We start from the raw sequence: 7959 nt of genomic DNA on the forward strand, positions 1-7959 counted from the left end.
CGCCCCGGCCGCTGCCGTCCTCCCGCCGGCCCGGTGGTCCGCCCGACCGGTCACACACCTCACGGTCCGCGTCGGCCGACGCCCGCCACTTCGACATCCCGTGTCCCGGCCGTACAACCCGCACCGCCCGTCACGGGTCTCACCTACGCCGGCCCGCCGAAGGGCGGCGGCCCCCGTCCCGCGTGGCTTGGAGAACCAGATGAACCGCACGACGCGCACGGCCTTGGCGGTCACCGCCACGGCCGCTCTCGCGGTCGGCGGCGCCCTGCTCCTCGCAGGCCGGCCGGACCCGGTGGACGACTCCCGCGCGGCGCCGGACGCGGCCGGTGACCAGGCAGGCCCCGGCGCCCGGCGCACCGGCGCCGGGGAGACCGGCCACCACCCCGACCGCCCGGACGTCGACCACGACGGGGACGGGAAGGGCGACCTCGTCACCTCCGCCGCCAACGCCCGCGTGGGGGACGAGGAGTCCGCCGGCCTGATCGTCGCCCTCCGTGGCACGGCGAACGGCCTGTCCGGCGAACGGAGCACCGTGGTCGACCAGGACTCCCCGGGCGTCCCCGGAACCGCGGAGGCCGACGACCGGTTCGGCGCGGCGACGGCCTCGGGCGACTTCGACGGTGACGGCATCCCCGACCTCGCCGTCGGCTCACCGGGCGAGGACCGCCACGGCCGTGCGGACGCCGGCACGGTGACCATCCTCTGGGGCACATCCTCCGGCCTGACCGGCATCGGCGCCGTCCGGCTCGAGGCGCCCGCGCCCCGCGGCGGCGACCGTCTGGGCAGCCACCTCACGGCCGGTGACTTCGACGGCGACGGCCAGGAGGACCTGGCGGCCGCCTCGAAGTACAGCACCGTCCACGTGTGGGAGGGCGGTATCACCAGGACCGGCGCCACCGGCGGTCACCGGACCCGGTCCGTGCCGGGCGAGTGGGGTCCGACCGCCCTCCACAGCGGCGACTTCACCGGCGACGGCGCCGCGGACATCGTCGTGGGGGTCCGTGCGCTGCGCTCGGACGGGGACGGCAACCGGCTGCCTTCGCGGGACGCCAACGTCCTCCTCGTCGGCGGCGCTGCCGGTCCCCGGCTCGACCGCACCCAGGACGTGCCGCCCGGCGTCGCCAAGGCGGTCGGCGACCTCGACCGGGACGGCTGTGACGACCTCGTGGTCGGTTACACGGACGACGAGGAGGCGGACGGGACCGTACCCGAGAAGGGCGCGCGGGGCGGCAAGGTCTGGATCACCTACGGTTCCCCGACCGGCTTCGCCCCCTCCCGGGCCACCGGCATCACCCGCGGCGCCCCCGGAGTCCCGCCGACCTCGGCCGGTGACAACGCGTTCGGCGGCGGCCTGGCCCTCGGTGACGTCGACGCCGACGGCCGTCTCGACCTGGCCATCGGCATCCCGGGCGACAACATCGACGGCATCTGGGACACCGGCGCCGTCGTCCTCCTCCACGGCACCGCCGACGGCATCGGCACGGCCGGGGCCCGGTACCTCCACCAGGAGACGGCCGGCGTCCCCGGCAGTCACCAAGGCGGCGACCGCCTCGGCGAAGACCTCCGGCTGGACGACGTCACCGGAGACGGCCGGGCCGACCTGATCGCGGCCGTTCCGGGCGAGGACGGTGTCGGCGGCATCCTGTACCTTCCCGCCGACGGGACGGGCGCGATCACCACCGCCGGCGCCCGCGTCATCTCCCCCGCCTCGGTCGGTGTCCCGGCCCGGCCCACCGACCGCCACGACTCCTACCTGTGGGCACCGGGATTCGCCGAACGCTTCGCCGACTGACCCGGTCGCCGACCACACCGACCACACCCACCGCACCCGTCACCGACCGAACCGTCTTTCCGCCCCGGCCCCAGGCCGGCCCGCACCACGTACGCGCCGAGCGCGTCGGGAGGAATCGAACCTCGTGAACCACCTCAGGAACCGCGCCTCGCGCACCGCCCTGGCGACCGCCGCCGCGGCCGTCCTCACCGGCGGTCTGTTCACCGCGGCGTCCGCCCCCGCCGTCGCCGCCGACGCGGCCACCGTGCTGCGGCCGGACTTCAACTGCGACAAGAAGGGCGACGTCGTCACCGGCGTGACCTGGGCGACCGTCGGCGGCAAGGCCGAGGCCGGCCAGATCGTCGCCCTGTACGGCACCAGCACCGGTGTCTCCTCCAGCAAGCGCACCGTCATCAGCCAGGACACCGCCGGTGTGCCCGGCGCCGCCGAGGCCGGGGACTTCTTCGGCCAGGACACCGCCTACGGCGACTTCGACAAGGACGGCTGCGACGACCTCGCGGTCGGCGCTCCCGGCGAGGACGTCACGGGCGACGCCGACGCCGGCTCGATCACCATCCTGTGGGGCTCCGCCTCCGGCCTGACCGGCAGCGGCTCCGTCACCGTCAAGGACCCCGCCTCCTCCTCGCACGACAAGTGGGGTCTCAACCTCGCGGTCGGCGACTTCGACGGCGACGGCCGGAACGACCTGGCGGCCACCACCACCAAGACGAAGCTGTACGTCTACAAGGGCGGCTTCACCCGGACCGGCGCCAACGGCGGCTGGTACGGCGTGGAGACCCCGCTCTACACCGGGGAGCCGGACCCGCAGAACGTCCCGCCGCCGTACAACCTGCAGGCCGGCGACGTCACCGGCGACGGCGCCACCGACCTGGTGATCGACGGCATGGAGTTCGACGAGTTCGACGGCTACCCGCACAACTTCCTGTTCCTGGGCGGCAAGTCCGGCCTCCAGAAGGAGAGCTACCAGGAGCTGCGACCCGGCGTCGTCACCGCGATCGGCGACATCGACCGTGACGGCTTCGGCGACATCGTCAGCGGCGCCGAGTGGAACGAGTCCGACGAGTACGGCGACACCCCGTACGGCGCCCGCGGCGGCCAGGTGTGGATCACCTACGGCACCGGCACCGGCGTCGACGAGATCACCGCCATCAACCAGGACACCTCCGGCGTCCCCGGCTCCTCCGAGACCGACGACATGTTCGGCTACGAGCTGGACCTGGGCGACGTGAACAAGGACGGCTTCCTCGACCTCGCGGTCGGCGTCCCCGGCGAGGACGTCGACGGGCACGAGGACGCCGGCAGCGTCGTCGTCCTCTACGGCTCCGCCGCCGGCATCACCGGCACCGGCTCCCAGTCCTTCCACCAGGGCTCGGCGAGCTTCCCCGGTGACAACGAGGCCGGCGACAGCCTCGGCATGGACGTCAAGCTCGACGACGTCACCGGCGACGGCCGCGCCGACCTGGTCGCGGGCTCCTGGGAGAACGGCAACGGCTCGGTCGTGTACCTGCCGGTGAACACCACCACCGGCAAGATCACCGCCTCCGGCTCGCGCTCGATATCCCCGAGCGCCGTCGGCGTCTCCACCGCCGGCTACCCGGGCTTCGGCGTCAACTTCGCCGACTGACCGGTCCGCGGACCGGTCCCGGGCCGGCGACCGGGACGAGGCCCCCGGCAGGACACGGCGGTGTCCTGCCGGGGGTCTTCCGCGTCCGCGCTACAACCAACGGGTGGTCCGCGGTGTCCACCAGTCAGTCGTGCCGTCCGGCGCACGGCATCCCTTCCGGGCACCGTGGCCCCCCACGCGGTACCCGCGTGGCTTTGGAGAATCACCGATGAACCGGAGAACACGCACCGCACTCGCGGCCGCCGCCGCGGCAGCCCTCACCGGCGGGCTGCTCACCCTGGCCTCGACGGCCCCCGTCGCGGCCGCCGACTCGGCCGCCGTCGACCGTCCCGACTTCGACGGCGACGGGAAGGGCGACATCGCCACCTCCGCCCACGGCGCGTACGTCGCCGGTGCCCCCCGCGCCGGGCAGGTCGTCGTCCTGTACGGCGCCCGCGGCGGCGTCTCCCCCACCCGGCGCACGGTGATCGGGCAGAACAGCGCCGGCGTCACCGGGACGCCGGAGAGGCTCGACGGCTTCGGCTGGGACCTGGCCCACGGCGACTTCGACGGCGACGGGTACGACGACCTCGCCGTGAGCACCCCGTGGGAGGACACTGCCGGCGACAGCGAGGCCGGCATGGTCACCCTGCTGTGGGGCTCCCCCGCCGGGCTCACCGGCAAGGGCTCCCTGGTGCTCACGGACCCCGCCCCGCGCACCCACGACCGGTGGGGCCACTCGCTCGCGGCGGGCGACTTCGACGCGGACGGCACCACCGACCTGGCCGTCGGTTCCGACAGGGCGACCGTGCACGTCCTCGAGGGCGGCTTCGACCGGACCGGCCCGCGCGGCGGCTCGTACGCCCTCACCGCCCCGCTCGTCCCCCAGCGCGAGGGCTACGAGTTCCGCGCGCCCGAGCTGCACGCGGGCGACGTCACCGGGGACGGCGCCACCGACCTGGTGGTCAACGGCTACCAGCAGGGCGAGACCCACCCGTACACCGACAACTTCCTCTTCCTCGGCGGTGCGTCCGGGCTGCGGACCGAGGGCCACCAGGAGCTCCGGCCAGGCGTGGACACGACCGTCGCGGACATCGACCGGGACGGCTACGCGGACGTCGTCAGCGGCGCCTCCACCCGTGAGCCGGGCGACGGCTGGGAGACCCCGCACGGGGCGGTCGGCGGCCTGGTGTGGATCACCTACGGCTCCCCCGGCGGCCTCGACCCCGCCCGGACCACCGGCATCCACCAGGACACCCCCGGCGTCCCCGGCGTGAGCGAGCGCGACGACCGCTTCGGCGACTCCGTGGACCTCGGCGACGTCGACGGGGACGGCTACCTCGACCTGGCCGTCGGCGTGCCCGGCGAGACCGTCGACGGGGTGACGTGGGCCGGCCGGGTGCTCGTCCTGCGCGGCGGCCCCGGCGGCATCGTCACCACGGGCGCCCTGTCCCTCCACCAGGGCAGCACGGGCGTGCCCGGGGCCCTGGAGCCGTACGACCAGGTCGGCGCCGCGGTCGAGCTGGACGACGTCACCGGCGACGGCCGCGCCGACCTGACCGCGGGCTCCTACGAGAACGACCACAACGGCGCCCTCCTCCACCTGCTCTCCGCCGGCGGCCGCATCACCACCACCGCCCGCGCCCTCTCCCCCACCGCCCTCGGCGTCTCCCCCGTCGACACCCCGACCCTCGGCCGCACCTTCTCCGACTGACGGCCCGGGGTGACGGCCCGGGTGCCCGCCGGCGCCCCGGACACGGCCGAGCCCGGTACGGGGTGTCGTCCCCGGACCGGGCTCGGCGTCGTTCCCGGATCCCGTCAGTCGAGCATGGTGTCGCCGAACGCGGCGTAGCCGGTGGTGGAGAGGCCCGCACTCGCGGCGCCGAAACCGACGGCGTTCGCGGTGGTCAGGCCCGAGGAGGAGCCGCGCAGGTTCCACACCGCTCCCGCTCCGCCGTTCTCGTCCCCGGCTCCGACCGAGAGGTCGGCGTGACGGTCGCCGTTCAGGTCGGCCAGCCGGACGGCGGAGCCGAAGTGGTCGTCGTCCTCGTTGGCGCCGGGCACCCCGGCGGTGTCCTGGTGGTAGACCTCGGCGTCGCTGGTGGACAGCCCCGTGGGGGAGCCGCGGAACACCAGGACCGAGCCGGTGAGCGCGGCGGAACCGACGGTCTCGTAGTGGGCGGACACGGCCGCGTCGGCGCGTCCGTCGCCGTCGATGTCGCCGAGGGAGACGGCCCAGCCGAAACCGTCGCTGCTCTCACCGGCGCCCGGGACTCCCGGGGTGTCCTGGTCGATGGTCTGCGTCGCCTCAAGGCTGACGCCCGCGTCACCGCCGAGGTGGGTGGCGACCGAACCGCCGACGCCCTCCTCCTCCGACCCGCCCCAGAACGAGCCGGTGACCACGTCGTCGCGGCCGTCCCCGTCGATGTCGCCGACGGCGGCCCGCATGTCGCTGCGGAGCGGCGCCTGCAGGACCAGCCCGGAGGGCGAGCCCAAGTGCACGAGGGTGGCCGAGTAGGCGCTCGGAGGCTGCTGCTGGTGGTACATGCCGTCGACGAGCAGGTCCGCGACGCCGTCACCGTTCACGTCACCCGTGTGCAGGGAGACCGCGCCGTAGCCGGACCCCGTCTGCACGGGAGCGGTGAGCTTGTACCGCGAGGCGGCGCCGGAGGACTTGGTGAAGCCGCCCTTGTGGATCCAGACGCCCTTGCCCGAGCTGCCGACGGCGAGGTCGGCCCTGCCGTCGCCGCTGTAGTCGCCCACGGCCAGCGACTGCCCGAAGGCGTCGTGTCCGGACACGTCGGGGTCGCCGACGGTCCGCGCGCCGGACAGACCCGAGGCGCTTCCCCAGATCACCACGGCGGTGCCGCCGTTCGCGTCCTCCCCGACGTCCTCGCCGGAGGCTCCGACGACCAGGTCGGCGTACCCGTCGTCGTTCAGGTCGCCGGAGGCCACGGCGCTGCCGAAGTAGTCGCCCTTCTCGGCGGCGCCCGGGATCCCGCTCGTGTTCTGGCTGATCACCTTGGACCGCGAGGCGCTGATGCCGGAGGTCGAGCCGTAGCTGACGACCACCGCCCCCGCGGAACGCGCTCCGCCGACGGTAGCGGTGTGCGCGGTGGTGACGAGGTCGCGGTAGCCGTCACCGTTGAAGTCGTCCGCGAACCCGGCCGTGGCGGCGACCGCGGGTGCGGCCGTGAGGGAGAGGAGACCGCCGGTGAGGGCGGTCGCTGTCGCGGCCGCCAGGGCGGTGTGGAGAAGCCTTCTGTTCTTCATGTGTCTTCCGGTCGGGACGGGCAGGGGGCCACCGACGGGTGGGGGGAGCCACCGCACGAGGCGTGGGTCCTGAGGGAAGACCCGGGCGGGCCGCGAAAGGTTGCACGGCGGTCCGCTCCTGTTCATCCGCCGGAAGGCGCGGGCCCCTGGGGCGGCCCCAGGGATTCCCCTTACGGGATGTCACATCTCGGCAGCAAAGGTGTCCCCATCCCTCTCGCCGGCGCACGCCGGACCGCCGGAGCAGGTACGTTCGAAGACGTGGCTGGATTCAGGAGCGGACGCGGCGGACGGGGCAACCGTCCCGCGCAGGGACAGCAGGCGTACGGACAGCAGCAGCCCTACGGGCAGCAGGGTCCGCCCGCCGGGCAGCCGTCGTACGGGTACCCGCCCCAGGGCGCCCCGCGGCCGCCCTACGGCGGCGCGGGCGGCGCGGGCGGCGCGGGCGGTGGCTACGGCGCGCCGGGCGGCGACGGACCGGAGTACTTCGACGACGGACCGCACCACCCGCACCACCAGGGTCCGGCGTACGGCGGCGGCCACCCGCAGGGGCACGGCCGTGCCCCGCACCGGCCCGACCCCTACGCGGCGAACAACCCGGGGCACACCCAGGCGTTCTCGGTCGGCCCGAACGCGGACCCCTACGCCGGCCAGTACGGCGAGGAGGCCCCGTCGGGCCCGATCGGTCCGCCGCTGCACTGGAAGGAGCTGCTGAAGGGCGTCGTCCTGTCGCCCAACCAGACCTTCCTGCGCATGCGCGACTACCGCATGTGGGGCCCGGCGGTCACCGTCGCCTTCGTCTACGGCCTGCTCGCCGTCTTCGGCTTCGACGGCGCCCGCGAGGACGTCATAGACGCCACCCTCAGCACGGCGATCCCGATCGTGCTGGCGACCGGCCTGGCGATGATCCTGAGCTCCTTCATCCTCGGCGTGGTCACCCACACGGTCGCCCGCCAGCTGGGGGGCAACGGCGCCTGGCAGCCGACGGTGGGCCTGTCGATGCTGATCATGTGCCTCTCGGACGCGCCGCGTCTGCTGGTCGCCATGTTCATGGGCGGCGACGCCCCGGTGGTCCAGGTCCTCGGCTGGCTGACCTGGCTGGGCTGCGGCGTGCTGCTCACGCTGATGGTGACCCGCTCGCACGAGATCCCCTGGCCGAAGGCGCTCGGCGCCTCCGCGATCCAGCTGATCGCCCTGCTGTCCATCGTGAAGCTCGGCACCTTCTGACGCGGCCGTCCGCCGGCCGCGCCCGGACACGGCAGAGGCCCCCGACCGCCACACGCGGTCGGGGGCC

The 7959-nt window shown here is 74.5% G+C and carries 5 protein-coding genes; 4 read left to right on the top strand and 1 reads right to left on the bottom strand.

What is annotated here, in order from left to right; genetic code table 11:
- Positions 1–199 precede the first annotated feature (199 nt).
- The 3 genes from ACFRAV_RS31070 to ACFRAV_RS31080 all read left to right on the top strand — a co-directional run bounded on the left by ACFRAV_RS31070 (position 200) and on the right by ACFRAV_RS31080 (position 5109).
- Positions 200–1792, top strand: a complete 1593-nt coding sequence (locus ACFRAV_RS31070) for an FG-GAP-like repeat-containing protein (protein ID WP_382560880.1) — start codon at positions 200–202, stop codon at positions 1790–1792.
- Between the two features lie 124 nt (positions 1793–1916).
- On the top strand, positions 1917–3416 hold the full coding sequence (locus ACFRAV_RS31075; RefSeq protein ID WP_382560883.1) for an FG-GAP and VCBS repeat-containing protein: 1500 nt from the start codon (positions 1917–1919) through the stop codon (positions 3414–3416).
- Between the two features lie 208 nt (positions 3417–3624).
- Positions 3625–5109, top strand: coding sequence for an FG-GAP repeat protein (locus ACFRAV_RS31080; protein ID WP_382560886.1), 1485 nt, complete (start codon positions 3625–3627; stop codon positions 5107–5109).
- A 104-nt stretch (positions 5110–5213) separates the two neighbouring features.
- Here ACFRAV_RS31080 and ACFRAV_RS31085 read toward each other — a convergent pair whose 3' ends face one another.
- The gene (locus ACFRAV_RS31085; protein WP_382560889.1) at positions 5214–6668 is read right to left on the bottom strand and encodes an FG-GAP-like repeat-containing protein; all 1455 of its coding nucleotides are present in this window, start codon (positions 6666–6668) and stop codon (positions 5214–5216) included.
- A 177-nt stretch (positions 6669–6845) separates the two neighbouring features.
- On the opposite strand from ACFRAV_RS31085, the gene ACFRAV_RS31090 reads away from it, so the two are divergent.
- Positions 6846–7892: a Yip1 family protein gene (locus ACFRAV_RS31090; RefSeq protein WP_382560891.1), complete on the top strand. Its 1047-nt coding sequence runs from the start codon at positions 6846–6848 to the stop codon at positions 7890–7892.
- The last annotated feature ends 67 nt before the right edge of the window (positions 7893–7959 follow it).

This window comes from Streptomyces sp. NPDC056600 (assembly GCF_042792855.1).
GTDB lineage: Bacteria > Actinomycetota > Actinomycetes > Streptomycetales > Streptomycetaceae > Streptomyces.

Excerpts from the sequence above, each read along its gene's own strand:
- ACFRAV_RS31070 (WP_382560880.1), top strand. The coding sequence starts at position 200 with ATGAACCGCACGACGCGCACGGCCTTGGCGGTCACCGCCACGGCCGCT.
- ACFRAV_RS31080 (WP_382560886.1), top strand. The coding sequence starts at position 3,625 with ATGAACCGGAGAACACGCACCGCACTCGCGGCCGCCGCCGCGGCAGCC.
- ACFRAV_RS31085 (WP_382560889.1), bottom strand. The coding sequence starts at position 6,668 with ATGAAGAACAGAAGGCTTCTCCACACCGCCCTGGCGGCCGCGACAGCG.
- ACFRAV_RS31090 (WP_382560891.1), top strand. The coding sequence starts at position 6,846 with ATGTCACATCTCGGCAGCAAAGGTGTCCCCATCCCTCTCGCCGGCGCA.